Annotated in this window: 26 protein-coding genes and 1 other RNA gene; 11 read left to right on the top strand and 16 right to left on the bottom strand. The window is 67.0% G+C overall.

Going from position 1 to position 25,456, the window contains the following annotated elements:
- Nucleotides 1-20: 20 nt before the first annotated feature.
- From LOK44_RS24115 to LOK44_RS24105, 3 genes are read left to right on the top strand one after another with little or no spacing between them, the layout of a single operon-like run.
- Entirely contained in the window at nucleotides 21-452 is a 432-nt protein-coding gene (locus tag LOK44_RS24115) for a VOC family protein (RefSeq protein WP_237572621.1), read from the top strand.
- Nucleotides 453-459: 7 nt separating this feature from the next.
- The gene (locus LOK44_RS24110) at nucleotides 460-2,160 is read left to right on the top strand and encodes a tetratricopeptide repeat protein (protein WP_237572620.1); all 1,701 of its coding nucleotides are present in this window, start codon (nucleotides 460-462) and stop codon (nucleotides 2,158-2,160) included.
- A 12-nt stretch (nucleotides 2,161-2,172) separates the two neighbouring features.
- Nucleotides 2,173-2,661 (top strand): ATP-binding protein, encoded by a 489-nt coding sequence (locus LOK44_RS24105; RefSeq protein ID WP_237572619.1) that lies wholly within the window; start codon nucleotides 2,173-2,175, stop codon nucleotides 2,659-2,661.
- A gap of 11 nt (nucleotides 2,662-2,672) precedes the next feature.
- Here the strand turns inward: LOK44_RS24105 and LOK44_RS24100 are convergent, their stop codons facing one another.
- Nucleotides 2,673-4,091 carry an SDR family NAD(P)-dependent oxidoreductase gene (locus LOK44_RS24100; RefSeq protein ID WP_237572618.1) on the bottom strand — a complete coding sequence of 473 codons (1,419 nt, stop codon included), beginning with the start codon at nucleotides 4,089-4,091 and terminating at the stop codon, nucleotides 2,673-2,675.
- A 309-nt stretch (nucleotides 4,092-4,400) separates the two neighbouring features.
- On the opposite strand from LOK44_RS24100, the gene LOK44_RS24095 reads away from it, so the two are divergent.
- On the top strand, nucleotides 4,401-5,552 hold the full coding sequence (locus LOK44_RS24095) for an LLM class flavin-dependent oxidoreductase (RefSeq protein ID WP_237572617.1): 1,152 nt from the start codon (nucleotides 4,401-4,403) through the stop codon (nucleotides 5,550-5,552).
- A gap of 312 nt (nucleotides 5,553-5,864) precedes the next feature.
- On the opposite strand, the gene LOK44_RS24090 is transcribed toward LOK44_RS24095, so the two are convergent.
- On the bottom strand, nucleotides 5,865-6,548 hold the full coding sequence (locus LOK44_RS24090) for a sensor domain-containing protein (protein ID WP_237572616.1): 684 nt from the start codon (nucleotides 6,546-6,548) through the stop codon (nucleotides 5,865-5,867).
- 347 nt (nucleotides 6,549-6,895) lie between these two features.
- Nucleotides 6,896-7,168, bottom strand: a complete 273-nt coding sequence (locus LOK44_RS24085; protein ID WP_237572615.1) for an SHOCT domain-containing protein — start codon at nucleotides 7,166-7,168, stop codon at nucleotides 6,896-6,898.
- A gap of 122 nt (nucleotides 7,169-7,290) precedes the next feature.
- Here LOK44_RS24085 and LOK44_RS24080 point away from each other — a divergent pair, with 122 nt between their 5' ends.
- Nucleotides 7,291-8,034, top strand: coding sequence for a response regulator transcription factor (locus LOK44_RS24080; protein ID WP_237572614.1), 744 nt, complete (start codon nucleotides 7,291-7,293; stop codon nucleotides 8,032-8,034).
- 20 nt (nucleotides 8,035-8,054) lie between these two features.
- The gene (locus LOK44_RS24075) at nucleotides 8,055-9,191 is read left to right on the top strand and encodes a sensor histidine kinase (RefSeq protein ID WP_249784098.1); all 1,137 of its coding nucleotides are present in this window, start codon (nucleotides 8,055-8,057) and stop codon (nucleotides 9,189-9,191) included.
- On the opposite strand, the gene LOK44_RS24070 is transcribed toward LOK44_RS24075, so the two are convergent.
- From LOK44_RS24070 to prfB, 11 genes are all read right to left on the bottom strand, one after another.
- Nucleotides 9,178-9,837 (bottom strand): DUF305 domain-containing protein, encoded by a 660-nt coding sequence (locus LOK44_RS24070; protein WP_237572612.1) that lies wholly within the window; start codon nucleotides 9,835-9,837, stop codon nucleotides 9,178-9,180. The two genes, LOK44_RS24075 and LOK44_RS24070, sit on opposite strands and share 14 nt — an antisense overlap.
- 254 nt (nucleotides 9,838-10,091) lie before the next feature.
- On the bottom strand, nucleotides 10,092-10,958 hold the full coding sequence (locus LOK44_RS24065) for a cutinase family protein (RefSeq protein ID WP_372481315.1): 867 nt from the start codon (nucleotides 10,956-10,958) through the stop codon (nucleotides 10,092-10,094).
- Between the two features lie 185 nt (nucleotides 10,959-11,143).
- Nucleotides 11,144-11,512: a transfer-messenger RNA gene (gene ssrA / locus LOK44_RS24060) on the bottom strand.
- A gap of 77 nt (nucleotides 11,513-11,589) precedes the next feature.
- A complete protein-coding gene (locus LOK44_RS24055; RefSeq protein WP_237572610.1) occupies nucleotides 11,590-12,435 on the bottom strand; it encodes a maleylpyruvate isomerase family mycothiol-dependent enzyme in 846 nt (281 codons plus the stop codon).
- Between the two features lie 23 nt (nucleotides 12,436-12,458).
- Entirely contained in the window at nucleotides 12,459-13,304 is an 846-nt protein-coding gene (locus tag LOK44_RS24050; RefSeq protein WP_283817913.1) for an EamA family transporter, read from the bottom strand.
- A gap of 25 nt (nucleotides 13,305-13,329) precedes the next feature.
- Complete coding sequence (gene smpB, locus LOK44_RS24045) at nucleotides 13,330-13,830, bottom strand: SsrA-binding protein SmpB (protein ID WP_163918515.1); 501 nt, start codon at nucleotides 13,828-13,830, stop codon at nucleotides 13,330-13,332.
- A gap of 1 nt (nucleotide 13,831) precedes the next feature.
- Nucleotides 13,832-14,725 (bottom strand): permease-like cell division protein FtsX, encoded by an 894-nt coding sequence (gene ftsX, locus LOK44_RS24040; protein ID WP_237572608.1) that lies wholly within the window; start codon nucleotides 14,723-14,725, stop codon nucleotides 13,832-13,834.
- Nucleotides 14,726-15,415 (bottom strand): cell division ATP-binding protein FtsE, encoded by a 690-nt coding sequence (ftsE, locus tag LOK44_RS24035; RefSeq protein WP_163924744.1) that lies wholly within the window; start codon nucleotides 15,413-15,415, stop codon nucleotides 14,726-14,728. It lies immediately after the preceding gene.
- 41 nt (nucleotides 15,416-15,456) lie between these two features.
- Nucleotides 15,457-15,969, bottom strand: coding sequence for an Rv3103c family proline-rich protein (locus LOK44_RS24030; protein WP_237572607.1), 513 nt, complete (start codon nucleotides 15,967-15,969; stop codon nucleotides 15,457-15,459).
- A complete protein-coding gene (locus LOK44_RS24025) occupies nucleotides 15,966-16,937 on the bottom strand; it encodes a mechanosensitive ion channel family protein (protein ID WP_237572606.1) in 972 nt (323 codons plus the stop codon). The genes LOK44_RS24030 and LOK44_RS24025 overlap by 4 nt, the downstream gene beginning before the upstream one ends.
- Complete coding sequence (prfB, locus tag LOK44_RS24020; protein ID WP_163918519.1) at nucleotides 16,927-18,042, bottom strand: peptide chain release factor 2; 1,116 nt, start codon at nucleotides 18,040-18,042, stop codon at nucleotides 16,927-16,929. The genes LOK44_RS24025 and prfB overlap by 11 nt, the downstream gene beginning before the upstream one ends.
- A gap of 168 nt (nucleotides 18,043-18,210) precedes the next feature.
- Between prfB and LOK44_RS24015 the strand changes: the two genes are divergently transcribed.
- The gene (locus tag LOK44_RS24015) at nucleotides 18,211-19,593 is read left to right on the top strand and encodes an FAD-dependent oxidoreductase (protein ID WP_237572605.1); all 1,383 of its coding nucleotides are present in this window, start codon (nucleotides 18,211-18,213) and stop codon (nucleotides 19,591-19,593) included.
- Here LOK44_RS24015 and LOK44_RS24010 read toward each other — a convergent pair.
- The gene (locus tag LOK44_RS24010; protein WP_237572604.1) at nucleotides 19,590-19,994 is read right to left on the bottom strand and encodes a PPOX class F420-dependent oxidoreductase; all 405 of its coding nucleotides are present in this window, start codon (nucleotides 19,992-19,994) and stop codon (nucleotides 19,590-19,592) included. The two genes, LOK44_RS24015 and LOK44_RS24010, sit on opposite strands and share 4 nt — an antisense overlap.
- Nucleotides 19,995-20,042: 48 nt before the next feature.
- On the opposite strand from LOK44_RS24010, the gene LOK44_RS24005 reads away from it, so the two are divergent.
- Nucleotides 20,043-21,320: a DUF222 domain-containing protein gene (locus tag LOK44_RS24005; RefSeq protein ID WP_237572603.1), complete on the top strand. Its 1,278-nt coding sequence runs from the start codon at nucleotides 20,043-20,045 to the stop codon at nucleotides 21,318-21,320.
- Here LOK44_RS24005 and LOK44_RS24000 read toward each other — a convergent pair.
- Nucleotides 21,317-21,757: a hypothetical protein gene (locus LOK44_RS24000; RefSeq protein ID WP_237572602.1), complete on the bottom strand. Its 441-nt coding sequence runs from the start codon at nucleotides 21,755-21,757 to the stop codon at nucleotides 21,317-21,319. The two genes, LOK44_RS24005 and LOK44_RS24000, sit on opposite strands and share 4 nt — an antisense overlap.
- Before the next feature lie 24 nt (nucleotides 21,758-21,781).
- Between LOK44_RS24000 and hisN the strand changes: the two genes are divergently transcribed.
- The 3 genes from hisN (at nucleotide 21,782) to LOK44_RS23985 (ending at nucleotide 25,295) form a co-directional block, all read left to right on the top strand.
- Nucleotides 21,782-22,561, top strand: a complete 780-nt coding sequence (hisN, locus tag LOK44_RS23995) for a histidinol-phosphatase (RefSeq protein ID WP_237572601.1) — start codon at nucleotides 21,782-21,784, stop codon at nucleotides 22,559-22,561.
- A gap of 92 nt (nucleotides 22,562-22,653) precedes the next feature.
- On the top strand, nucleotides 22,654-24,051 hold the full coding sequence (locus LOK44_RS23990) for an acyl-CoA dehydrogenase family protein (RefSeq protein ID WP_237572600.1): 1,398 nt from the start codon (nucleotides 22,654-22,656) through the stop codon (nucleotides 24,049-24,051).
- A gap of 35 nt (nucleotides 24,052-24,086) precedes the next feature.
- The gene (locus LOK44_RS23985; RefSeq protein ID WP_237572599.1) at nucleotides 24,087-25,295 is read left to right on the top strand and encodes an acyl-CoA dehydrogenase family protein; all 1,209 of its coding nucleotides are present in this window, start codon (nucleotides 24,087-24,089) and stop codon (nucleotides 25,293-25,295) included.
- Nucleotides 25,296-25,456 lie beyond the last annotated feature (161 nt).

Below are 25,456 nucleotides of genomic sequence, written 5' to 3'. Positions count from 1 at the left end.
TCGCGGGGTAATACCGCCACATGGCATTGGTCAACAGCACCGGGTACGCCCACGTCCGTCTCACGGTCACCGACATCGGACGCTCTGCGAGCTTCTACGACCAGGTGTTCGGCTGGCCGAGGGCCATCGACGCATCGGCGTCGGCGAACGACCCCGGCGTCGAGGACTCGCCGAAGAAGTTCTATGGCGGCGTCGTGTATCAAACGCCCCAGGGCACGTTGTTCGGTCTGAGGCCCGTCGGCAGCGACCACTTCGACTCCACTCGAACCGGTCTCGACCACATCAGTTTCGCCGTCTCCAGCCGAGAGGACCTCGAGACGGCAGCGCGGTCGATGAGCGAGGCGGGCATCGAGCGCGGTGAAATCATCGACCTGGCCGACGCGGGCATCGCCATCTTGTCGTTTCAGGACCCCGACGGCATCAACGTCGAACTGACCGCACCGTTGTCGTAGCCCTTACATGGATCGACCGCACATGCTCGACGACGACTCGTACTTCGACCTCGGCGGCTACCACCGGGCCGTGGACACCGAGTCGCCTGCTGCTGGACGTTGGTTCGACCGCGGGATGGTGTGGGCGTACGGGTTCAACCACGACGAGGCGGTCTGGTGCTTCGAGCAGGCGCTGGCGCTCGACCCGACGCTGTCACTCGCACGCTGGGCGATCGCGTACGCAGTCGGCCCGAACTACAACCGGGCGTGGGAATCATTCGACACCAAGGGGCGCGCAGCAGCCCTCGAACGGGCGCTGACCGAGCTGACCCTCGCCGCCGAACACGGCGGCGGAACCGTCGAGAAGGGCTTGATCGCGGCGCTCTCCGCCCGCTTCCCCACCGACGACGCCGAAGACCTCGAGACACTCGAGACGGGGCACGCCGCGTACGCCGACGCAATGCTGGAACTGGCGCTCGAACACCCCCATGACGTCGACGTGCAGACGCTCGCCGCCGACGCGTTGATCAACCTGACGGTGTGGAAGCTGTGGGACGTCAAGACCGGCGAACCGGCGCCCGGGTCCCGGGTGGTCGAAGCCCGCCGGTTGATGGAGTCCGCGCTCGGCACCCCCGAAGGCCGTCGGCACCCGGGGCTGCTGCACTTCTACCTCCATGCCATGGAGATGTCCGGCACCCCCGAGGCGGCGTTGCCCGCCGCCGACTGGCTCCGCGGGCTCGTCCCCGGCTGCGGCCACCTGCAGCACATGCCGTCGCACATCGACGTGCTGTGCGGCGACTACCGGAATGCCGTAATCGCCAACCAGATCGCAGTGGAAGCCGATCGAGCATTCGTGCACCGACGCGGCGCTGCCAACACCTACTCGCGCTACCGCGCCCACAACCTGCACTTCGTCGTGTACGCGGCGATGTTCCAAGGTGCGTACCAGACCGCCATCGAGGCCGCCGACGAACTCTCCCGCCAGCTCACGCCCGAACAACTGAGCGACCCGTCGCTGCCGATGGCCGACTGGTTGGAGGCGTTCACCCCGATCCGCGTCCACGTGCTCATCCGATTCGGCAGATGGACGGAACTGATCGACGAGCCGCTGCCCGAAGACACCCGCCTGTACTGCACGACGGCGGCGACCATCCTCTACGGCCGCGGCGTGGCGCTCGCCGCGACCGGTCGCGTCTCCGAAGCACGTGCTGTCCGCGAAGAATTCGAGGCTGCCCGCCGCCGCATCCCGACGTCGCGATCGCTGTTCAAGGTCCGAAGCGTCGACACCATGGCAATCGCCACCGCCATGCTCGACGGCGAAATCGCATACCGCGAGGGCGATTACGACGTTGCCTTCGACCACCTGCGCCGGGCGGTCGAGTTGGACGACTCGCTGCCCTACGACGAGCCGTGGGGCTGGATGCAGCCGGCGCGGCATGCCTTGGGTGCCCTGTTGCTGGAGCAGGACCGCGTGGATGAGGCCGCCCGCGTGTACGCGGCCGACCTGGGACTCGACGAAACGCTGGGGAGGTCCTGCCAGCATCCCGCGAACGTGTGGAGCCTGCACGGGTATCACGAGTGCCTACTGCGGCTGTGGCGCGACGACGAGGCCACCATCATCGGCAACCAGCTGGCGCTGGCAGCGGCACGGGCGGACGTGAACGTCCGGGCTTCCTGCGCCTGTCGACTCGAGACCCCGGAACCATGTTGTGACGGGACGAGCGGGTAGCAATTGCCCGCAATGGGTAGCCGAACGTTCATGGTGACGACGCCGAGTGCCCACGCGAGCCGCGGCAAGCAACTCAAGGAGCGGGGGCGGGCGGACGGACGGACGGCGGCGTCGTTCCGCACGAAGGTCGACGAGTGGATCCACGGCGCGGTGACCGTCTCCCCCGAACGGCGGGCCGACATCATCCTGGCCACCGACGAAGCGCTCTCCAATTGCGCCGAGCACGCCTACCGAGGTGCCGAAACGTGCGGTCCCATGTCACTCGGGGTCACGTTCGACCACGCCAAGAGCGTCGTGACGGTGTGCGTCGAAGACGAGGGCGCCTGGGCCGAACCCGCGGCCCATCCGACCCCGTCAGCGCGCGGGCGGGGTCTGTTGCTGATGAAGGCCCTCGCCGACGACATCACGATCGACGGCCGGGACGACGGCACCACGATCTGCATGCGGTTCGCGCAGTGCTACTCGAAGCCCACGTCCATCGCAGGCGGCCGACGGGTCTGAGGAGTTCGCGACTACCAGTTGCTCGGCGCGTAGTCCTTGAGGAAACACCCGTGGAGGTCCTCGCCGGATTCGCCGCGCACGATCGGGTCGTAGACGCGGGCGGCACCGTCGACGAGGTCGAGCGGGGCGTGGAAACCCTCCTCGGCGAGCCGCAGTTTCGTCGGGTGCGGACGCTCGTCGGTGATCCATCCCGTGTCGACGGCCGTCATCAGGATGCCGTCCTGCTCGAGCATCTCCGCGGCGCTGGTACGCGTCAGCATGTTGAGCGCGGCCTTCGCCATGTTGGTGTGCGGGTGCCCGGGCCCCTTGTACGCACGGCTGAACTGCCCCTCCATCGCAGAGACGTTCACCACGTAGGTGCGGCGGGAGGACGACGCGGCCATTGCCGGACGTAGCCGGCTGATCAGGATGAACGGGGCGGTCTGGTTGCACAGCTGCACCTCGAGCAACTCCATGGCGTCGACCTCGTGCACGCGTTGGGTCCAACTGTTGACCGCGGCCGTATCGGGCAGCAGACCACCCGCGTCGATGGCCGTACCCGCCGCGATGCGATCAGGAGAGGCGCTGCGCGCGGCGAGCGCGAGTTCGGTGAGCGCATGCGGGCTGTGATGCTGCGCCAGGCTGCCGGCGAGCGCGGCGGGATGGGCGTCGCTGATCCGGTCGAAGGTGACCACGTCGACGAGTTCCGGCGCCTGGGTCCGTTCCGCCTCCACGAGCGCCGCATACGAGCCACGGGCCCGACGCACGGTCTGCGCGGCGTTGTTGACGAGGATGTCGAGCGGACCCCGCGCGGCCACGGTGTCCGCGAGCGCGACCACCTGAGCGGGGTCACGCAGGTCGATGCCGACGACGTGCAGCCGGTGCAGCCAGTCCGCGCTGTCGGGCATCGCGGCGAAGCGGCGCACGGCGTCGTTGGGAAAGCGGGTGGTGATCGTCGTGCGGGCGCCGTCGCGCAGCAGACGCAGCGCGATGTACATGCCGATCTTCGCGCGACCGCCGGTGAGCAGGGCGTTCTTGCCGGTCAGGTCGGTGCGGGCGTTGCGCTTGGCGTGGTTGACCGCCGCGCAACCCGGACAGAGCTGGTGATAGAAGGCGTCGACCATCGTGTAGCGGTTCTTGCACATGTAGCAGGCGCGTGACCGGAGCAGCGTGCCCGCGCTGGCGCCGACGGCAGTGGACACCAGGGGCAGGCCCTGCGTCTCGTCGTCGATGCGCCCGGGTGCGCCGGTCGCGGTAGCGGCAGTCACGGCGTGGTCGGCGACGGCCACGGCGTCGCGCTTGGCGTCGCGGCGGGCCTTCTTGACCGACTTGAAGATGCTCGCGGTGGCCCGACGAACCGTGACCGAATCCGGGTGCTCGGGTGGCAACGACTCGATGTCGGCCAGCACCTGCAGGCACGTGTTGAGTTTGTCGGGGTCGATCGCGTTCACGGTGGAAGAGTACGGGCAACAGCCCCGTCGACCGGCATGGCGAATCAGTGATTCCGCCGGCGGCACGGTGCCCCGCCGCTGAGAAGATGAGTGCACTTGGCTGAACACTCGGGGCGGCGGGGCCTCGCTGGACCAGCTCTCGAAGCCGGGCCCTATGGGGTGGATCGCCGTAAGTGCTTGTAGTCAAACGCATATAACGCAGGCAACCGGTGCGACGGGACATGTTGAACGAGTGGTTCAACAACGCACCACACGTCACATCGACCCGAAGTGCACCACTGGCGGCCGACTCCAGACCACAATCGCCGCATGCGCTTCGGAAACTTCATGGCACCGTTCCACCCCGTCGGTCAGAACCCGACACTTGCAATCGAACGAGACCTCGACTTGATCGTGGCCATGGATCGCCTCGGTTTCGACGAGGCGTGGGTGGGCGAGCACCATTCGGCGGGGTTCGAGATCATCGCCTCGCCCGAGGTGTTCATCGGCGTCGCCGCGGAGCGGACGAAGCACATCAAGCTCGGAACCGGCGTCAGTTCGCTGCCCTATCACCATCCGCTGATGCTGGCCGACCGCATGGTCCTGCTCGACCACCTCACCCGCGGCCGGGTCATGCTCGGGTGCGGTCCCGGACAGCTCACGTCGGACGCGCACATGCTCGGCATCCCCGCCGACGAACAGCGTCCGCGCATGGAGCAGTGCCTCGACGCGATCATGCGACTGCTGCGCGGCGAGACCGTCACCATGCACACCGACGGCTTCACGCTGCAGGACGCGCGGCTACAGCTGAAGCCGTACAGCGATCCGTGCTTCGACGTCGCCGTCGCGGCGTCGTTCTCCCCGACGGGCCCGCGCGGTGCAGGCAAGCACGGGATCGGCATGTTGTCGATCGCGGCCACCGCGAAACAGGGCATGGATCTGCTGGCTCAGCACTGGTCGACGTGGGAGGAGGTCGCGCATGCCCACGGTCACGTCGCGGACCGCTCGAAGTGGCGGCTCGTCGGGCCGATGCACCTCGCGGAGACCCGGGAGCAGGCCGAGCGCGACGTCGAGTACGGCATAGCCGAGTTCTCGCAATACTTTTCGCACATCCTGCCCGCAGGACCGGTGCAGGGCGAGACGACCGCGGAGATCATCGCCAACAATCACGCATCGGGTTTCGCCGTGATCGGGACTCCGGCCGACGCGGTGGCGAAGATCGAAGAACTCGTCGAGGCGAGCAACGGCGGCTTCGGGGCGTTCCTCCTCTTCGACCACGACTGGGCCCCGCCCGCCGCCAAGCTTCGGAGCTACGAGTTGTTCGCCCAGTACGTGATGCCGCACTTCACCGGTCACCTCACCGCACCGCAGGCGTCCCGCGACTGGGTCACCGCGAGCGGCACGGAGTTCGTAGACCGGGCGTCGCACGCCATCGGCAAGGCGATCGAGGATCACGCGGCCGAACAGGCGGCGACGAAGTAGAGGGCGGCGACGAAAAGCGGCTGCTGTTTGCTCAACACGAAGACTGGTCTTCTCATCGCCTTTGCAAAATCGGCAACCAACCAGCGTGGCCTCTGCCTTTTTGCAAACCTCGTACGACGGCGCGCCGGAGCTTTGGGGCGCGCCCGAAAAGGCGTGCGTCCCTTGGTGATCCGGTAGCGACCGCGGGTAGTGGAACATCGGGGTCCGGGGAATGCCATTGCGAGCTAGCGGCTTAGAGCGGCCAGCGACGCCTTCGACGGCGTTGGTGAGTCAACGTCTTCACGCTAACAGAAATCGACGGATGGCTCCGACCTACCACCGGGAACTGACGTCGTCGGCGATCAGACGCGCGATCCTCTGTGCCGAGTCGGCGGGGTCTGCGCTGCACGTGTTGACGTCGACGATGACGTTGTTCCGCAACGCCAAGCCGCGTCCACACGCCCAGCCGGGGGCCGCGGCATCCTTCTGCGTCGCGATCACGCTGAGGGTCGCATCGACGTTCGAGATCTCGCCCGGGTACCACATCGACCCACTCTGGGTGTGGGTGTACTCGTGGCACGCCGGCCACTGCGCCACCGAGGCGTCGAAGAACGCGCCGGCCAGCTCCGGCGTCGGGAACAGCACTACTGCCTGCTTGAGATAGTGCGTGAATCGGTCGCCGTTGTTGAGGCTTTCGTCGCGCTCGGCCCAGAACCCACTGTTGGCGTAGACCGGCGCCTCCGCCGCGCCGTCGATGGCGAGGCATTCCATGGGCGCCATGGTGGCACTGTTGTCACTCATCGCGGACTGGCTGCCCGTGAGCGCCATCCCCGTCGTTCCCATCGCCGCGTTGACCTCGTCTGGAGTGAGCAACAAGCTGGCCAGCTCCCGCTCGACGAGGGGGCGCGGGACCAGACTCGGGGTCGGCGTCACCACCTCGGCGTGACCCGTGCGCGTGCAGCCGCTCACGAGAATGCAGATGGCAGCCGTTGCGAACACTGCCGTTGATCGGCGCATGTAGCTCTCCCTTCGAGCCGAGACCGAACGTTCAACGTGGCACCAATTCGCTTTAGCGCACACGAACGATCGTCCGGCAAACCCCCCCGAAGGCTCGAAATGCCGCCCGGTGATTCGTGATAACGATGTGCGGCGCTTCTTGATAACGATTCATGCCGTCGTGGGCCGTCATGGGCGGATGGCGCGCAGGAAACAGACCCGGGTGTCGTCGCCACTGACGGCGATGTTGCGGGCCTTCAACAGATGTCGCCGGGTCATGCTGTACTACGCCGAACCCGATGCCGTAAGTCCGTAGGTCACACCCGCCGATGCCGGCTAGCTCACTGCCGAGCTGAATCCAGCGCAGCTCAAGGCTGGCCTGTCGACCGCAGGACCGCCAGCCGCTGCTGGTATTCGTCTTCGTCGATCTCACCGCGGGCGAGGCGCCACGCGAGAAGTTGCTCCGGGGATTCGCGCTGCGGCTGGTATCCCGAGATCGTCCGCGGCTCGGAAGCTCCGGTGCCGAACCGGGTCAACGCGATGATCGCCACCACGATCAGCGTCCAGAACAACATCATGCCGACCGCCATGCCCGCGTATCCCCAGCCGCTCATTCCGTGGTCCCACCACATGGTCGCCATCCTCCCTCCATAGAGGAATACCTCGGTTCCAGACTCCACTTCCGCCTCGGCGCTTCAGTGTTCGTTGTGTGAAGATTCGCTCAAGACGGTGACACGGCGCGACGGCACGACACGATGAATGCATGGAAGTCATATCGGGAAGCACACCGAGCAGTCCCGTTCCCGGCTACCGCGCCCTGGTGGTCGACGACGAGGCGCCACTGGCCGACGTCGTCGCCAGCTACCTGCGACGCGACCACTTCGAGGTCACGGTGTGTCATTCCGGGGTCGAGGCGCTAGAAGCCGCCCGCGAGGTCGACCCGGACGTCGTGGTGCTGGATCTCGGGTTGCCCGGGATCGACGGCCTGGAGGTCTGCCGACAGCTGCGCACCTTCTCCGACGCCTACGTGGTGATGTTGACCGCCCGCGACAGCGAGGTCGACACCATCGTCGGCCTGTCCGTCGGGGCCGACGACTACCTGACCAAACCCTTCAGTCCCCGGGAGTTGGTCGCCCGCATCAGGGCGATGTTCCGCAGGCCCCGGTCGGTCCCCGCACCCGTGCCATATGCCGGCGAACAGCCGCCGCGGGTCTTCGGGTCGCTGTCGATCGACCTCGCCAGCCGGGAGGCGTTCCTCCGCGGCGAACCGATCGCACTGACGCGCACCGAATTCGACATCCTCGCTGCACTGTCCTCCCGCCCCGGAGTCGTGTGGAGCCGCCGCCACTTGATCGACGCGGTCTGGGGAGAGCCGTGGGTCGGCAACGACCACCTCGTCGACGTCCACGTCGGACACGTGCGACGAAAACTCGGCGACGACCCCGCCAATACGCGTTTCGTTCACACCGTCCGCGGCGTGGGCTACCGGATGGGCAGCGGACAGTGAGCCCGCCCACCGGGTTCGGGATGCGCCGTCGGCTTCTGCTGGCACAGACGCTGGTCCTCGTCGCCGGCGGAGTCACCACCTGGGTGGTGGCCCTGGTGGTGGGGCCGCCGCTGTTCCGCCATCACCTCTACCAGGCCGGTGTTTCGCCGGATTCCAATGAGCAATTCCACGCCGAGCAGGCCTATCAGCACGCGACGGCGCTATCGATCGCCGTGGCGATCGTGGTCGCCGCGCTGACCGCCTTCGTCGTCACCGCCTACCTCAGTCACCGCCTGCAGCGCTCCGTCGCCGAAGTGTCCGCCGCCGCATCGGCGGTGGCGGAAGGTCACTACGACATCAGGGTTGCGAACCCGCAACTCGGCGACGAGTTCGACGGGTTGGCAATGGCGTTCAACCGGATGGCGGAACGCCTGCAGACGGTGGAATCGACTCGCCGCCAGTTGTTCAGCGACCTCGCCCACGAGATCCGCACCCCGGTGTCGGTGTTGGAGGCCTACCTGGAAGCCGTCGAGGACGGAGTGAAGACCCTCGACCCGCCGACCATCGCGATGCTGCGCGAGCAGACAGGCCGCTTGGTGCGGTTCTCGGCTGACGCCGCCGCTCTGGCCCAGGCCGAAGAGGCGCACGCCGCCAATGCGCCGCAATGGGTCGACCCCAACGAGTTGGTGGCGACGGCGAGCGCCGCGGTCGCCGACCGATACAGCGCCAAGAGCGTGACGTTGGAGACCCACGTTTCAGCATCCGGCCGGATGTGGGCGGACGGTCAGAGGCTGGCTCAGGTGCTGGGCAACCTGCTCGACAACGCGCTGCGCCACACTCAGGCGGGCGGACGCGTCCACCTGGCCGCTGCCTCGTACGTCGACGAGGTGACGTTCACCGTCGCCGATGACGGCGACGGCATCGCCGCCGAGCACCTGCCCCACGTGTTCGAGCGCTTCTACCGCGCCGACTCGGCCCGCGACCGCGGGCGCGGAGGCTCGGGAATCGGCCTGGCAATCGCCAAGGCCCTGACCGAGGCTCACGGCGGCCGCATCTGGGTGACCAGCCGCGGGCCCGGCTACGGCACGACCTTCACCGTCGCGTTGCCCATCCATGCGCGCCTGGCAGCGAAACACTCCGAGGTCGTGCCGGAAATCGGATTGCCTACAACGTCTTGAGGATCTCGTTCATGGTGTCGATCTCCTTCTGCTGGCTTTCCACGATGGCCTTCGACAGCTCGATCGCCTCGGGAAACTCACCGTTCTCGATCTCGTTCTGCGCCATGGTGATCGCGCCCTCGTGGTGCTTGATCATCCCGGTGAGAAACAGCTTGTCCGCCTCCACACCCCGGGCGTCCCGCAGTGCCTGCATCTCGGCCGCCGACAACATTCCGTCCATCATGCCCATGCCACCCATGCCCGGCATGCCGGGCATCATCGAGCCGGAGCCTTCCATACCGCCGTGACCGGGCATGTCGTTCATGTTCATGTTCCAGTCGTCGAGCCAGCCCTGCATCTGCTGAATCTCCGGACCCTGGGCGTCCTTGATCTGCTTTGCCAGGTCGACCACCCGCGGGTCCATGCCCTGCTTGGCCAGGACCATGTCGCTCATCTCGATTGCCTGCTGATGGTGCGGGATCATCATGCTCGCGAACATCATGTCGGCCTTGTTGTGCGCGGCAGCCTGCGCCGACTCCGTGGCCTGGGTCTGTGACGGGGCCGACGACGGCGCCGCCTCCTGGGTGGCCGAGTTGCTACACGCGCCGATGGCGGCTACCGCGGCCAGCACGGCCATCCCGCTCACCACTGTCTTCGACTTGCCCATTCCACATCCCCTTCTTCGGATGAAGCTCTGCTGGACTCCAGCCTCCTGCCGCCGCATCCGGACTTTCTTAGCCGTTCCGTCAAGATTCGATGAAGAAGCCCTGGGCCACGGTTAGACGGCGGGCAGCACCGCAAGGGGTGACGGCGCGAAACCGTACGAAAAGACGCCGTAGTTCTGCGGATTCGCGAATAGTGTTGATGGCATCGACGGGGTGGTCGCCGGGTGTCGTCTAGGCGCCTGGAGATGCGTTGCGCCTAAGGCAACCCGTTCGCCAACGACGGATCGAATCCCGGCGCCGGCTGGTCCCACCCCGGCGGCATGTGGTCGGAGCCCCGCGGCTGCGACGCGTAGATCGGCACCTGAGGAGCGGGCCCTGGCAGCGACATGTCATACCCCGGCAGCTGTCCGTAACCCGTCGACGGCCCGAACCCGGGGGCCGCCTGGTCCGCGCCCGCCAACAACTTGGACGCCACGAAAGCGGCGGCCTGCGAGGTGTACCCGGGCACATAGCCGTCGGTGTGACCGCTCCACTCGTTGCCGGTCCCTGCGTGACAGATCGGATCGGCGGGGTTGCAGAGGTCGATCCCCTTCCCGGCGAACATCTCGGACTGGGAAGGCAGCTTCGTACCCGAGCGGTTCGCAACGTTGCCGAATGTGGCGATCGCCGCGACGTTGGACGCGAACGAAGAAGGCAGAGAAGCGCCCCATGCGATCCCGACGATGGGATTGCCGGCGACGATGTTGATGACGTTCGCCCCCTGCGAGTATCCGCCCAACACGATCTTGGTCTCGGGGCACGATGTCGCGGTGGCTTTGATGCGCTTGATCGCGTCCTTGGCGCCGTCCCCGCTGCCCAGCTGCAGCTTGCCCGCGTCGTAGTCCACCGCGTAAGTCGCGATGTTCAGGCCGACGGCCTGCTCGCGCAACGCGTCGACGAAGGCGTTGCCAACGGCGCCCATGCCCTTTGGCTCGTCCGTGCCCCGTGCAAAAAGCACCTCGGCGTCGGCGCAGTCGGCGGCGGACGCAAGCGGCACGCCGTTCGGAGACCACAGCGGAAAGGCGGCGATGCTGAGCGCGGCAGCGCCGCGGCCGACCCAGTGAGCCGCCGATCGCAGGCCCATCGCGCGCGAGCTACGCCCACAATGAGGAGACATGTCTCGAATCTATCGCTTCGCCAGGAGAAACGCACAGCCCGTGGCTTTTCAGCGAAGTTCGAAGCGGCGCTGTGGCACCCGCCCGACATGCGTGCTCGCGCGGCGACCTCAACGAATGCGGGCCAGAGCTTTCGCTCTGGCCCGCTTTCCTTCGGTGGAGCTGCCGGGAATCGAACCCGGGTCCTACGGCATTCCCTCGAGGCTTCTCCGTGCGCAGTTCGCTATGTCTCTACTCGGATCTCCCGTTCACGCGAACAAGACGAGATGACGATCCCAGTCGCTGTTTGATGTCCCCATGGGTCCCGCGACCGAACCCATGGGTGGGTCCCTCTAGCTGATGCCAGGGTCCGGGCCGAGGGCGCTCCCGGTCTGACAGACACACCGTCGCTTAGGCAGCGAGGGCGTAGTCGCGCTGATTTGAATCGGCGCTTAATTGGTTGCAACGACGCTTACGGTGGTCATTTGCCTGCACCGGCACGCTTCCCTTGATTCGATGCGCGAAGTCGAAACCGTTCAGCCCCTCGCACCCCTGCCAACTTCAGCAGGACCTTTCATCTTACCGGCAGGTATGACAAACGCCAACGGCCTTTCATTCCATCTAGATCACGTAGTTCAGGTTGGCGACTATCCGCTGGCCCACCTCGACGTCACCGCCGTACTCGATCTCCTCTGGCGGGCCCGCGACCATCGGCCGCCCACCACAGAGTCGGGTGAACTGCAGGCCGTCCACCGTGATGGTGGTCGTTGGTTCGGCGCCGCCGAAGTCGTCGACGAGCGCCGCCCGGCCGTCGACCGCTACCCGGATCGTGCGCGACAGCGGTCCGGTGAGGCGGATCTCCACCCGTGACCCGTCCGGCGCCTTACCGCGCTTGCCCACCACGAAGCCCATGCTGACGGTCATCTCGTCGAGCGCCAGCCGGGCCGCCGGTCCTTCGAGGTCCGCGTCGGCAGCCGCACTCACCACCGCGTCGCGGATGTCGTGCTCGTGCATCCAGCAGTCGAACACCCTGATGCGCATGAACCGGCCGTACGTGTCGGGTCCCGCGGGGGTGGCGGTCGGAGCGTTCCACTCGTCGTCGGTCATCGCGGTCAGAACATCGCGGCGGCGACCGGTCACGCTGCGGAAGCGCTCGAGCACCTGCTCGCCTGGCTCGCCGCTGAGGTGGCGGACCCAGCATTCGTTTAGTTCGCCGATCGGGTTGCGGACGTGTTCGAGTGACGAGACGTCGTGCTCCGGCGTCGGTTCGCCGAGCAGCATCGATTCGGTTCCAATGACGTGGGCGACGACGTCGCCGACGCACCATCCCGGCAGCGACGTGGGCGTCGACCAGGCGTCGGTGGGGACGTCGGCGAGCAGACGGTCGATGTCGTCCCACGAGCTGAAGAGGCCGTCGAGTACCTCGGTCTTGTCGAGCAGGGTCAGGGGTCGTGACGGGCTGTTCACCCGACGACCGTAGCGCGTGAGCGTCAGCCCGCTGCGATCATCGCGACCGCGGCCATTGCCAGCACCATGCCGGCCGCCTGCCAGCGCGTGACGCGTTCCTTGAGGACCAGCATCGCCAGCGCCACCGTGCCCGCGGGGTACAGCGAGATCAGAACCCCGGTCAGTGAGAGCAGCGACGCCTGCAGCGCCAGCAGCATCGCGACGTTCGCCACGGTGTCGAGCACCCCCGCGGCGAGCGCCAGCTTCAGCGGGACGCCGCGTGGCACCACGAGGTTGGCGCTCGCCAGCGCGATCAGGATGACGAGCACGGTCGCCGATATCCGGGCGAACACGAGCGGCCACAGCCCCGCCTCGGCCGGCGCCTGATCGATCAGCACGAAGTTCAGCCCGAACGCCAGACCCGCACCAACCGTCATCCACGCGACCTGCTTGGTGAAGCGATGCGGCCGGTCTTCCTCACCCCCGGCCTCGCGGCTGACGAGGACCACGGCGAGCAGGGCCACCACGATCCCGGCGTAGGCCACGGCGCTCGGCCGCTCCCCCAGCGCCACGCCGACCCCGACGGGCACCCCGGCCACCAGGATCGCGGTCAGCGGCGAAACCACCGATATCGGTCCCGCTGCCAGCGCCGCGTAGAACCACCACACCCCGAACGCCTGGCTGATCCCGCACAGCGCGCCCCACACCACCGCGGGCGTCGTGACCGTCCCGCCGACGACGGCGGCCAGCACCGTCAGCAGCACCATCGCGACCGGATAGGAGACGAGGACGACGCGCAGCGCGGCGACCCGGCGGGACGCAATGCCGCCGACGAAGTCGCTCACCCCGTAGCCCGCGGCAGACAGCAGGGCGAACAGGATTCCGGTCAGCGTCGGAGCCGCTCCGGCGGCGACATCAGCGCATGCCCTTGATGCGGCGGCCCAACTCGCGGGTCACCTCGCGCTCGGCGTCTCGCTTGGCCATGTCCTGGCGCTTGTCGTGCGCCTGCTTGCCTCGGGCGAGTGCCAGCTCCACCTTGACCTTGCCGTTGGTGAAGTACAACGACAAGGGCACCAGCGTGAGGTTGCCGTCCCGGATCTTGCCGATCAGGTTGTCGATCTCGCTGCGATGCAGCAGCAGTTTCCGGTTGCGCCGCGGCGCGTGGTTGGTCCAGCTGCCGTGGTGATACTCGGGGATGTGCAGGTTGCGCAGCCAGATCTCGCCGTCGTCCACGGTCGCGAACGCGTCGGCCAGCGATGCGGTCCCGTCTCGCAGCGCCTTCACCTCGGTGCCCATGAGCGCCACACCCGCTTCGAAGGTGTCGAGGATCGCGTAGTTGTGCCGCGCCTTGCGATTGGTCGCGACCACCTGGTTGTTGCGTCGCGTCGCCTCGTCGACCTTCTTCTTGTTGACCACGCTAACGCCGTACGTACAGGCGCAACGTCGCGTACGCAGTCACACCGGCCATCGCCAGGGCCACGAACAAGAGCAGCGGAGAGATGTAGAGGATGTCGGCGTAGTCGATCCTGGCTATCAGGTTGGCCTCGTAGAACTGGTTGAGCGCCTTGTCCAGGAACAACGCGCGCACCGTGATGAGACCGAGGATCGATATCACCACGCCGAGGAAGGCCGCAAGCATCGCCTCCAGCAGGAACGGAAGTTGGGTGTACCAGCGGCTGGCACCGACCAGCCGCATGATCCCCACTTCGGTTCTTCGGGTGTACGCCGCGACTTGAACCATGTTCGCGATCAACAGGATCGCGCCGACGGCCTGCACCAGCGCGACGGCGAACGCCACGCTGCTCAACCCGTCGAGCACCGCGAACAGCCGATCGATCAGGTCCTTCTGGTTCAACACGTTCAGCACGCCGGGTTGTCCGACGAGTGATCTGTCGAAGTCCTCGTGTTCCTCGGGGTTGTTCAACTTGACGATGAACGACGCCGGGAACGCGTCCCTGCCCGCGACGTCCTTGTATTGCGGGAACTTCGCGATCGCGTCGTCGTAGGCCTGGTCGCGATTGAGGAAGCGGACCGAGCGGACGTCGTCGCGGTCCTCGATCTGCTTGCGCAGCGCCGCACACGGGTCGGCGTCGCAGGACGGATCGTTGGCCGACACGTCGTTGTTGAGGAAGACCTGGCTCTCGACCCGGTCGAGGTAGATGGTGCGGGAGCTGTCCGCCAGTCGGACCACCAGCAGCCCACCACCGAACAGACCGATGGAGATAGCGGTGGTCAAGATCATCGCCACCGTCATGGTGACGTTGCGGCGAAGTCCCGTGAGGACTTCGTTGATGAGGAAGCCGAAGCGCACTTAGCGATCCATTCCGTAGACACCGCGTTGTTCGTCGCGGATCAGGCGTCCCAGCTCGAGTTCGATGACGCGCTGGCGCATGGAGTCGACGATGTGATGGTCGTGTGTCGCCATCAGCACCGTCGTACCCGTGCGGTTGATCCGCTCGAGCAGATCCATGATGTCCTTGCTGGTTTCCGGGTCCAGGTTGCCCGTCGGCTCGTCGGCCAACAACACCAGGGGGCGGTTGACGAAGGCGCGCGCGATCGCGACGCGCTGCTGCTCGCCACCGGACAGTTCGTTGGGCAGTCGGGTGGCCTTACCGGACAGGCCGACCATCTCGAGTACGTCGGGCACCACCCGGTTGATCACGTCACTGCGCTTGCCGATCACCTCCAGCGCGAAGGCGACGTTCTCGAAGACCGTCTTCTGCTGTAGCAGCCGGAAGTCCTGGAAGACACACCCCAGCACCTGCCGAAGGCTCGGGATGTGGCGGTTCGACAACTTGTTGACGTGAAACTTGGAGACGCGAATGTCGCCGTGCGTCGGGTGCTCTTCGGCGAGCAGCAGCCGCATGAACGTCGACTTGCCCGAACCCGACGGGCCGATGAGGAAAACGAACTCACCCTTGTCGATGTTGAGCGACACGTCGTCCAAGGCCGGACGGCCAGAAGACTTGTACTGCTTGCTCACGTGGTCGAGGGTGATCATCACGGCACGCCAGTGTAGCGGGACACCATTTCCGGACCCGGCTACTGCGGGGGCGGCGTGGGAGTCGGAGCGAGTCCGGGCAGTGTGGGCAGCTGGAATGGCAGCCCGGGCTGCGTCGTCTGCACCACGGTCGTCGGCGGCAGCGGCCCCGGACCATCGGGGTCGACGACGGTGGACGGTGCCTGCGGACCCGTCGTCGTCGGTGACGTCGGAGTGGTGGGCGACGTCGACGTCGTCGTCGGAGTCGTCGTCGGGGTGGGCGTCGTCGTGGTCGTCGTGGTCCGCGGCGTCGTCGTCCTCGGCCGTTCCTGGACGTTGGTCCGCGGCACCCACGTGTACTCGGGGTCGGGGACGAAGCCCGGTGGCACGATCGCGGTCTCGGGCGCGGCGGGCGGCGCGGGCGCTGGCTCGTCGTAGTTCTGGTACAGCCAGAACAGGGCAACGAACGCGACCATCAGTCCGGCGGTCGACGTGCGAACCCGCCCACCGGGCAGGTACCTCGGCCAACCCCGGTCCGTGCGGCGCCACTTCTTCACGTGCTGGAGTACGTTCATGACTTCTGCTCGGTTCGCCCCTGGGCGGCGTCCTTGGCGGCGGTGCTGACCGCTGGTGCCAGATTGCCCACCGACGGCATCTGGTCGGGAGTGGCGATACCCGCCGTGGTCAATGCCGCGATGATCCGGATCCTCAGCCTGCGGCCAACGTCGAACTGCTTGCCCGGCAGCGTACGGGCCACCATTCGAAGGTTGACGGTGTCGACGCCGATGCTCTCCACTCCCATCAACTGCGGCGTGTCCAGCAGCAGGGCACGTAGGCGCGAATCCTCCATCGCCTTCTCGCCCACTTCGTGCAGCACGTCGTTGACCCGGTTGAGATCGGCCGTCACGGGAACCGGGATGTCGACGACGGCGCGTGCCCAGTCCTTGCTCATGTTGAGCGACCGGACGATGTTGCCATTCGGCACCGTGAAGACCTCGCCCTCTCCGGTGCGGAGCTTGGTAACCCTGAGCGTGACTTCCTCGACGGTTCCTTCGGAGGCCTCTGGTGCGCCGATCATGTTCAGCTGCACGAGATCACCGAATCCGTATTGCCGTTCGGTGATGATGAAGAAGCCGGCCAGCAGGTCCTGCACGAGCTTTTGCGCTCCGAAACCGAGCGCGGCACCCAGCACCGCGGCCGGTGCGACGAGTGAGCCGACGGGAACGTTGATCACGTCGGTGATCTCGACGGCGACGACAACGAACAGCACGGCGATCGACACCCATGAGATGACCGATGCAACCGCCTGCCGGTGCTTTGCACTCTCCGAGCGCACGAGCTGGTCGCTCTCCTGGTATTCCGCATCGATGCGGCGGGTCACCCGGCGAGAGATCCAGTTGATGAGCCGGGCCGTGAGCAAGGCCCCGATGACGAGCAACGCGATTCGAAGACCACGCGTCATCAGCCAAGCGCCGATGTCACCGTGCCAGAAGTCATGCCACTGGTCGGAGAATGATATGGCCAGGAGGGTGTTAATCGTCATCTTTCCTATTGCGCCAACGGATTCCCGCTTCCAGGAAGCCGTCGATGTCGCCGTCGAGCACTGCGGCCGGATTGCCGACTTCGTAGTCGTTACGCAAATCCTTGACCATCTGATAGGGGTGCAGAACGTAGGACCGCATCTGCGAACCCCAGGAACTGCCGCCGTCGCTCTTGAGCGCGTCCATCTCGGCGCGCTCCTCTAGACGCTTGCGTTCGAGCAACTTCGCCTGCAGAACGCGCATCGCCGAAACCTTGTTCTGCAACTGCGATTTCTCGTTTTGACAGGTCACGACGATACCCGTGGGGATGTGGGTCAAACGAACCGCTGAGTCGGTGGTGTTCACCGACTGGCCGCCGGGCCCGCTGGACCGGTAGACGTCGACGCGGAGGTCGCCCTCGGGTATCTCGATGTGGTCGGTCGTCTCGACGACGGGCAGCACCTCGACTTCGGCGAACGACGTCTGCCGTCGGCTCTGGTTGTCGAACGGGCTGATCCGCACCAGCCGGTGGGTGCCCTGCTCCACCGAGAGCGTCCCGTACGCGTACGGCGCGTGCACTGCGAAGGTCGCGCTCTTGATGCCGGCCTCTTCGGCGTAGGACGTGTCGAAGACCTCCACGCCGTAGTCATGCTTCTCGGCCCACCGGATGTACATGCGCATCAACATCTCGGCCCAGTCGGCGGCATCGATGCCACCTGCGCCCGACCGGATGGTGACGACGGCCTCGCGCTCGTCGTACTCGCCAGACAGCAGTGTCCGTACTTCCATCGCCTCGATGTCCTCGCGGAGCGACGCGAGTTCGGCGTCGGCATCGGCGAGGGCCTCGGTCGCGCCCGCGCCTTCCTCCTCGGCTGCCATCTCGTAGAGCACGGGCAGATCGTCGAGCCGCTGGCGCAGCGCCTCGACGCGACGGAGTTCGCCCTGGGCGTGGGACAGCGCGCTGGTCACCTTCTGTGCCCGGGTCTGGTCGTCCCACAGCTTGGGGTCGGACGCTTCCTGCTCCAGGGTGGTGATGCGCTCCCGGAGTCCGTCGACGTCGAGCACCCGCTCCACCGTGGTCAGCGTGGTGTCCAGTGCAGCGATGTCTGATTGACGGTCGGGTTCCACGGTGGTTCAGCGTACCGACAGGCTCATCCCAACCCTTCCCTCCTGCCCACGCGACCGACGATGCGGAGTTAGAGTCGGGCTGCAAACGCCCTTGGCGACGACGCGACAGCCCTCTTGCGCGCCGCCCGGCCCAGGGCTCGAGCAGATGTCTGCAGAGAAGGCGGAGGTATGCGGCCGTATCACGTGGCGATAGTCGGCTCGGGACCTTCGGGTTACTTCGCCGCAGCGTCCCTGCTCAAGTACGCGGACTCGAAGGATCCGGTCGACGGGGTCGAACCCCGCGACGTGCGCGTCGACATGTTGGAGATGCTGCCGACGCCGTGGGGCCTGGTCCGCTCCGGAGTCGCGCCCGACCATCCCAAGATCAAGTCGATCAGCGCGCAGTTCGAGAAGACGTCGGCGGACCTACGGTTCCGGTTCTTCGGCAACGTCGAAGTCGGCAACCACGTCACCGCCGACGAACTCGCCGAGCGCTACGACGCGGTGGTCTACGCGGTCGGCGCGCAATCCGACCGTGCGCTGAACATCCCCGGCGAGGACCTGGTCGGGAGCGTGCCGGCGGTCGACTTCGTGGGTTGGTACAACGCCCACCCGCACTTCGGCGAGATGCTGCCCGACCTCACCTCCGGCCGCGCCGTCGTGATCGGCAACGGCAACGTCGCCCTCGACGTTGCCCGCATCCTGGTCAGCGACCCCGACCTGCTGGCTGCGACCGACATCGCCGACCACGCTCTGGACTCGCTGCACGCGCGCGGGGTCGAGGAAGTGGTCGTGGTGGGCCGGCGCGGGCCGCTGCAGGCGCCCTTCACCACACTGGAACTACGCGAACTCGGCGATCTGGAAGCGATGGCCGACGTCGACGTCGTCGTCGATCCCCAGGACTTCGCAGGCATCACCGACGAGGATCTCGAGGCAGCGGGCAAGACCGTCAAGCAGAACGTCAAGGTCCTGCGCGGTTTCGCCGAGCGACCGTCCAAGGCAGCCAAGCGCCGCATCGTCTTCCGATTCCACACCTCCCCCATCGAGATCAAGGGCGACGGCAAGGTCGAGTCGATCGTGCTCGGCCGCAACGAGCTGGTCGACGAGGGCGGCCGGGTGGTCGCGAAGGACACCGGCATCCGCGAGGAATTGCCCGCCCAGTTGGTGGTCCGCGCGGTCGGTTACCGCGGCGTCGCCACTCCGGGCCTGCCGTTCGACGAACGCTCGGGCACCATCCCGCACAGCGACGGCCGCGTGGAGGGCACCCGCAACGCCTACGTCGTCGGCTGGATCAAGCGCGGCCCGTCGGGCGTGATCGGCAGCAACAAGAAGGACTCCCAGGCGACCGTCAACACCTTGCTGGCGGACCTGGCGTCGGCAGACCTCGCCGACCTCGAGCCGAACCACGACCGCCAGATCGCCGAATGGCTGGTGGAGCGGCAACCCAAGGTGGTGACTGGCGACCACTGGAAGTTGATCGACGACTTCGAGCGGTCTGCGGGCGAGAAACTCGGCAGGCCGCGGGTAAAGGTCACCAGCCTGGCGGAGTTGCTGCGCATCACGCACGGCTAGCGTGCCGGCGGAGTTACCTTGTCGGCCTCGATCGTCACGATGATGCGGGTCTCGTCGGGGTTCCCACTGAAGTAGGGGTACGGCGCTCCGAGGTACTTCTGCGAGATCTCGTCGATGCTCTCCTTGCCGCCCTCGCTCGTCATCGAGACGACGCGTCCCCGGATTGCGTAGAAGCGGTAGACGTTCTCGGGGTCGACGACGTTGATGGCGACCCGCGGGTCGCGCTCGAAGTTCTTCTGCTTCTGCATGCCGCCGGCGATGTTGAGGACGACGTTCTCCCCATCGGTGGTCACCCACGTCTCGGTGAGTTGCGGCGAGCCATCTGGCATCAGCGTGGCGACGAAGCACGGGCTGGGCTTGCGCATGAGATCGACCAGGTCGGACGGGAGCGGAGTCGGCATGCCTCTGTCATACCCGGTTTGTCAGTGGGTGGTCGTAGACTCGAACACGTGTTCGATCTACTGGACTTCGACCCCGCCACGGTGGACGAGGCCGGCCTGATCGACCGCATCACCGAGTTGGAACGGCTCAAGTCCGCCGCCGCGGCCGCACAGGCCCGGATGACCGCCGCGCTGGACGTGATGCGCCGCAGCGCCGAAGCCGACGCCGGCATCCCACTGCGCAAGCGCGGCCAGGGCCTCGCCTCCGAGGTGGGTCTGGCCAGGCGCGAGTCACCGAAGCAGGGTGGTCGCCACCTCGGGTTCGCCCGCGCCCTGGTCCACGAAATGCCCCACACCCTGGCCGCCCTGGAATCCGGGATGCTCTCGGAGTGGCGGGCGACGCTGCTCGTCAAGGAATCCGCCTGCCTCGAGGTCGAGGACCGCCGCACCCTGGATGCCGAGATGTGCGCCGACCCGGAAACGCTGGTGGGCAAGGGCGACAAGCGGATCACAGCCGACGCCATGGCGATCGCCTACCGCCTCGACCCGCACGCCGTGGTCGAACGCGCCCGCCAGGCAGAGAAGGACCGATGCGTCAGCGTCCGGCCCGCCGCCGACGCCATGGCCTGGGTGAGCATCCTGCTCCCCGTCGCCCAGGGCGTGTCGGTCTACGCCGCCCTCAAGCACGCCGCCGACACCACCAGCGATGGCCGCAGCCGCGGCCAGGTCATGGCCGACACCGCCGTCGAACGCATCACCGGCCGCCCCGCCGACACCCCGATCCCCGTCACCGTCGACCTGGTGATCACCGACGAAACCCTGCTCGGCGGGGACACCGAACCCGCCCGGATCCCCGGCTACGGACCCATCCCCGCAGCAGTCGCCCGCCACCTGATCTCCGGCGCCGTTGGTGACGACCGATCCCGCGCCACCCTGCGCCGCCTCTACCGCCACCCCAAGACCGGGACGCTGGTGACGATGGAATCGAGGGCACGGCGATTCCCGAAGGCGCTGGCCGCGTTCATCGCGCTACGCGACGACACCTGCCGCACCCCCTACTGCAACGCCCCCATCCGCCACACCGACCACGCCCAACCCAAGGCACGCGCCGGACCCACCACCGCACTCAACGGCAACGGCATGTGCGAAGCCTGCAACTACGCCAAGGAAGCACCCCGCTGGCGCGACCGCACATCCAAAGAGTTTGATTGCCACACAACCGAAGTCACCACGCCGACCGGCGCTACCTACACCGGCAAGGCCCCACCACTACCCGGCCGCAACAGCGAACACGTCACCAGCATCGACGTCGCACGCTTCCGAGTCGTGTTCCGCCGCGCCGCCTAGTTCGGCGACGGGGGCGGCGGCAGGTACGGCGGTGGTGGCGGCGGCGGTGGCGGCGGTGGCCCGTCTGGATACGGCATTTCGGGTTGTTCGGGCGGAGCGAAGCCCCACTTGTCGGGATTCTTCGGCGAGTACACGACCGGGATGAGCTGACCCATGGTCGGCCACGCGTTCACGTCGACGGCCATCTGCTGATACACGACGTGCTCGTTGACCGTCGGGCCGTTGATGACGCCGGTGATGGTGACGAACTGCTCGCCCTCGGCATCGGCCGGCCGCGGGCTGAGCCCCGTCACCAGCAGCGTTCCGTGGGCCAATCCGCCGCCGCGAGCCCCGCCACCCCCGAATCCACCTCCGCCGGGCCCGCGATTGCGGAGTCGAGGCACCACGATCATCGCCAGCACGCCGAGGATGACCACTATCGCGAGGAATTCGAACACACCGCCCATGGTAGGACTCTTGCCATGAGCACCGTTTCCGATGACATCACGCTCGCCCTCCGAATGGCCGACGAGGCCGATGCCATGACGATGGACCGGTTCGGCGCACTCGACCTGCAGATCGAGACCAAGCCCGACCTCACGCCGGTCACGGACGCCGACCGCGGCGCCGAGGAGGCGCTGCGCGAGGTGATCTCTCGCGAGCGGCCCGGCGACGCGCTGCTTGGCGAAGAGTTCGGCGGCACAGCGGTTTTCGAGGGCCGCCAGTGGGTGCTCGACCCGATCGACGGCACGAAGAACTTCGTCCGCGGCGTCCCCGTCTGGTCGACGCTGATCTCTCTCCTCGAGGATGGCGTACCGACGGTCGGCGTCGTCAGCGCACCCGCACTGGGACGCCGATGGTGGGCCGGCACGGGCGAGGGCGCCTTCACGTCGTTCGCCGGCAAGACCCGCCCCATCTCCGTGTCGAAGGTCGGCGACATCGAGTCGGCCAGCCTGTCGTACTCCGACCTCGTCGGCTGGGAAGACAAGCGCTCGCGCTTCCTCGACCTCACCGAAGCCGTCTGGCGGGTCCGCGGCTACGGCGACTTCTGGTCGTACTGCCTGCTGGCCGAGGGCGCGGTGGACGTCGTCGCAGAACCCGAGGTGAAGTTGTGGGACCTCGCCGCCATCGACGTGCTGGTGCGCGAGGCAGGCGGACGGTTCACCAACCTCGACGGCGCTCCCGGCCCGCACGGTGGCAGCGCCGTCGCCACGAACGGTCTACTGCACGACGCGGTGCTCGCGCGACTGTCGGCTTCATGACGACGGTGTGACGGCGCTAACAGAGCGCCTCTATCTTACTCGGGAGTAAGATACGGTCAGATTGCATTGCCCCAACGACGCGAGGCTGCGACATGACCAACACCCTGCCGACCAAGAGCGGAACCAACCAGCGCCCCCGACGCGCCGGATCCGAGAGCGGCATCGGCCTGCAACGGCCCAAGCGGTCGGCGACCTCCATCGGGCTCGCCCTCGTCACTCCCCTGGTCGGCCAGGAGTTCCTGGACCGCTACGGCCTGCGCGACCCGCTCAACCGAGGACTGCGCTACGGCGTGAAGACGGCGTTCTCGGCACTCGGCGCGTCCACCCGCCAGTTCAAGCGGGTGCAGAGCGGCGGCAAGCCCCCGACCCGGTTGAAGCCGAGCGGCGCCGACTACTTCGACCTCACCCCCGACGACGACCAGAAGATGATCGTCGAGACGGTCTCCGAGTTCGCCGAGGAGATCCTGCGACCCGCCGCCCACGACGCCGACGCGGCGGCGACGTATCCGCAGGGCCTGATCGCCAAGGCCGCCGAACTCGGCATCACCGCGATCAACGTTCCCGAGGACTTCGACGGCATCGCCGAGCACCGCAGCACCATCACCAACGCCCTGGTCGCCGAGGCGCTCGCATACGGCGACATGGGTCAGGCACTGCCGATCCTGGCTCCCGGCGGCGTCGCGTCGGCCCTCACCCACTGGGGCAGCGCGGATCAGCAGGCCACCTACCTCAACGAGTTCGCCGGCGAATGCGTGCCGCAGGCGTGCGTCGCCATCGCCGAGCCACATGCACTGTTCGATCCGACCGCGCTGAAGACCACCGCGGTAAGGACCCCCAGCGGCTACCGTCTCTCGGGCGTGAAGTCGCTGGTGCCCGCAGCCGCCGACGCCGAACTGTTCATCGTCGCGGCACAGCTCAACGGCAAGCCTGCACTGTTCATCGTCGAGTCGGCCTCCGAAGGCCTCACGGTCAAGGCCGACCCCAGCATGGGCATCCGTGCCGCCGCGCTGGGCCGCGTCGAACTGAACGACGTGGCGGTGCCGCTGCACAACCGGCTCGGTGAGGACGAGGCCAGCGACTCGGACTACTCCGAAGCAATTGCGCTGGCCCGATTGGGTTGGGCCGCCCTGGCAGTCGGCACCTCACACGCGGTGCTCGACTACGTCGTGCCGTACGTCAAGGAACGCGAGGCGTTCGGCGAACCCATCGCGCGCAGACAGGCCGTCGCCTTCATGTGCGCCAACATCGCCATCGAACTCGACGGCCTCCGCCTGATCACCTGGCGGGGTGCCGCGCGCGCCGAGCAAGGCCTGTCGTTCGCGCGAGAAGCAGCGCTGGCCAAGCGCATCGCCACCGACAAGGGCATGCAGATCGGCCTCGACGGCGTTCAGCTGCTCGGCGGCCACGGCTTCACCAAGGAGCACCCGGTGGAGCGTTGGTATCGCGACCTGCGGGCTCTCGGCGTCGCCGAGGGCGTCGTCGTCCTCTAACGGCCACGCAACAGACCAGGAACGGAAACCCAGTCATGGCAATCAATCTCGAAATGCCGAAGAAGTTGCAGGCCGTCATCGACATGGCCCACGAGGGTGCCGCGGAGATGCTGCGACCGATCTCGCGCAAGTACGACCTGTCCGAGCACGCCTACCCCGTCGAGCTGGACACCCTTGCCGACCTGTTCGAGGGGATCACCGAGGCCAACACCATCTCCTTCGCCGGAACCGATGCCTTCCGCGGTGTCGACGGGCCCAAGGAAAACGTCAACGGCGCCAACATGTCTGCGCTCGTGAACGCGCTCGAGATCAGCTGGGGCGACGTCGCCCTGCTGCTGTCGGTGCCCTTCCAGGGCCTGGGCAATGCCGCCCTGTCGGGTGTCGCCACCGACGAACAACTCGAACGCCTCGGCAAGGTGTGGGCCGCCATGGCCATCACCGAGCCCAGCTTCGGGTCGGACTCGGCTGCCGTGTCCACCACCGCGACACTCGACGGCGACGAGTACGTCATCAACGGCGAGAAGATCTACGTCACCGCAGGCGCCCGCGCGAGCCACATCGTGGTGTGGGCAACGCTGGACAAGTCCAAGGGCCGCGCCGCGATCAAGTCGTTCATCGTGCCCCGCGACCACCCCGGCGTCTCGGTCGAGCGGCTCGAGCACAAGCTGGGCATCAAGGCGTCCGACACCGCGGCCATCCGCTTCGACAACGCGCGGATCCCCAAGGAGAACCTGCTCGGCAACCCGGACATCCAGGTGGACAAGGGATTTGCGGGCGTCATGGAGACGTTCGACAACACCCGGCCCATCGTGGCGGCGATGGCCGTCGGCGTCGCGCGGGCGTCGCTCGAGGAACTCCGCAAGATCCTCACCGAAGCCGGCGTCGAGATCTCCTACGACAAGCCGGCACACGCCCAGAACGCCGCCGCCGCGGAGTTCCTCCGCATGGAGGCCGAGTGGGAGTCCGGTTATCTGCTGACGCTGCGCTCGGCGTGGCAGGCGGACAACAAGATCCCGAACTCCAAGGAGGCGTCGATGGGAAAGGCGAAGGCCGCACGCGTCGCCTCCGACGTCACGCTCAAGACCGTGGAACTGGCAGGCACCACCGGCTACTCCGAGGAACTGCTGCTGGAGAAGTGGGCGCGCGACTCCAAGATCCTCGACATCTTCGAGGGCACCCAGCAGATCCAGCAGCTCGTCGTCGCACGCCGCCTGCTCGGACTGTCTTCTTCAGAGCTGAAGTAACCCAAACCCGATGTCCCGACGCGCTAGCGTCGGCGTCAGTGTCAAAGTGAGGTCGCCGCGTATCGCGGTGGTTGGATCCTGATCACCTGGTGTCTGGCTCGTAGCGTCGGTGCCGCCTTCGGGTTGGCGTGCATGCGTTTTGTCGGCATCAGGTGAGAAGG

Source organism: Mycolicibacterium lacusdiani (assembly GCF_021916785.1).
Taxonomy (GTDB): domain Bacteria; phylum Actinomycetota; class Actinomycetes; order Mycobacteriales; family Mycobacteriaceae; genus Mycobacterium; species Mycobacterium lacusdiani.
Note: the sequence above shows the minus strand (reverse complement) of the source record. Positions and strands in the feature narration are given on the sequence as shown.

What these genes read in the sequence shown, in the direction of transcription:
- LOK44_RS24115 (WP_237572621.1), top strand. Translation starts at nt 21, where the DNA reads ATGGCATTGGTCAACAGCACCGGGTACGCCCACGTCCGTCTCACGGTC.
- LOK44_RS24110 (WP_237572620.1), top strand. Translation starts at nt 460, where the DNA reads ATGGATCGACCGCACATGCTCGACGACGACTCGTACTTCGACCTCGGC.
- LOK44_RS24105 (WP_237572619.1), top strand. Translation starts at nt 2,173, where the DNA reads ATGGGTAGCCGAACGTTCATGGTGACGACGCCGAGTGCCCACGCGAGC.
- LOK44_RS24095 (WP_237572617.1), top strand. Translation starts at nt 4,401, where the DNA reads ATGCGCTTCGGAAACTTCATGGCACCGTTCCACCCCGTCGGTCAGAAC.
- LOK44_RS24090 (WP_237572616.1), bottom strand. Translation starts at nt 6,548, where the DNA reads ATGCGCCGATCAACGGCAGTGTTCGCAACGGCTGCCATCTGCATTCTC.
- LOK44_RS24085 (WP_237572615.1), bottom strand. Translation starts at nt 7,168, where the DNA reads ATGGCGACCATGTGGTGGGACCACGGAATGAGCGGCTGGGGATACGCG.
- LOK44_RS24080 (WP_237572614.1), top strand. Translation starts at nt 7,291, where the DNA reads ATGGAAGTCATATCGGGAAGCACACCGAGCAGTCCCGTTCCCGGCTAC.
- LOK44_RS24075 (WP_249784098.1), top strand. Translation starts at nt 8,055, where the DNA reads ATGCGCCGTCGGCTTCTGCTGGCACAGACGCTGGTCCTCGTCGCCGGC.
- LOK44_RS24070 (WP_237572612.1), bottom strand. Translation starts at nt 9,837, where the DNA reads ATGGGCAAGTCGAAGACAGTGGTGAGCGGGATGGCCGTGCTGGCCGCG.
- LOK44_RS24065 (WP_372481315.1), bottom strand. Translation starts at nt 10,958, where the DNA reads ATGGGCCTGCGATCGGCGGCTCACTGGGTCGGCCGCGGCGCTGCCGCG.
- ftsE (WP_163924744.1), bottom strand. Translation starts at nt 15,415, where the DNA reads ATGATCACCCTCGACCACGTGAGCAAGCAGTACAAGTCTTCTGGCCGT.
- LOK44_RS24030 (WP_237572607.1), bottom strand. Translation starts at nt 15,969, where the DNA reads ATGAACGTACTCCAGCACGTGAAGAAGTGGCGCCGCACGGACCGGGGT.
- LOK44_RS24025 (WP_237572606.1), bottom strand. Translation starts at nt 16,937, where the DNA reads ATGACGATTAACACCCTCCTGGCCATATCATTCTCCGACCAGTGGCAT.
- LOK44_RS24015 (WP_237572605.1), top strand. Translation starts at nt 18,211, where the DNA reads ATGCGGCCGTATCACGTGGCGATAGTCGGCTCGGGACCTTCGGGTTAC.
- LOK44_RS24010 (WP_237572604.1), bottom strand. Translation starts at nt 19,994, where the DNA reads ATGCCGACTCCGCTCCCGTCCGACCTGGTCGATCTCATGCGCAAGCCC.
- hisN (WP_237572601.1), top strand. Translation starts at nt 21,782, where the DNA reads ATGAGCACCGTTTCCGATGACATCACGCTCGCCCTCCGAATGGCCGAC.
- LOK44_RS23990 (WP_237572600.1), top strand. Translation starts at nt 22,654, where the DNA reads ATGACCAACACCCTGCCGACCAAGAGCGGAACCAACCAGCGCCCCCGA.
- LOK44_RS23985 (WP_237572599.1), top strand. Translation starts at nt 24,087, where the DNA reads ATGGCAATCAATCTCGAAATGCCGAAGAAGTTGCAGGCCGTCATCGAC.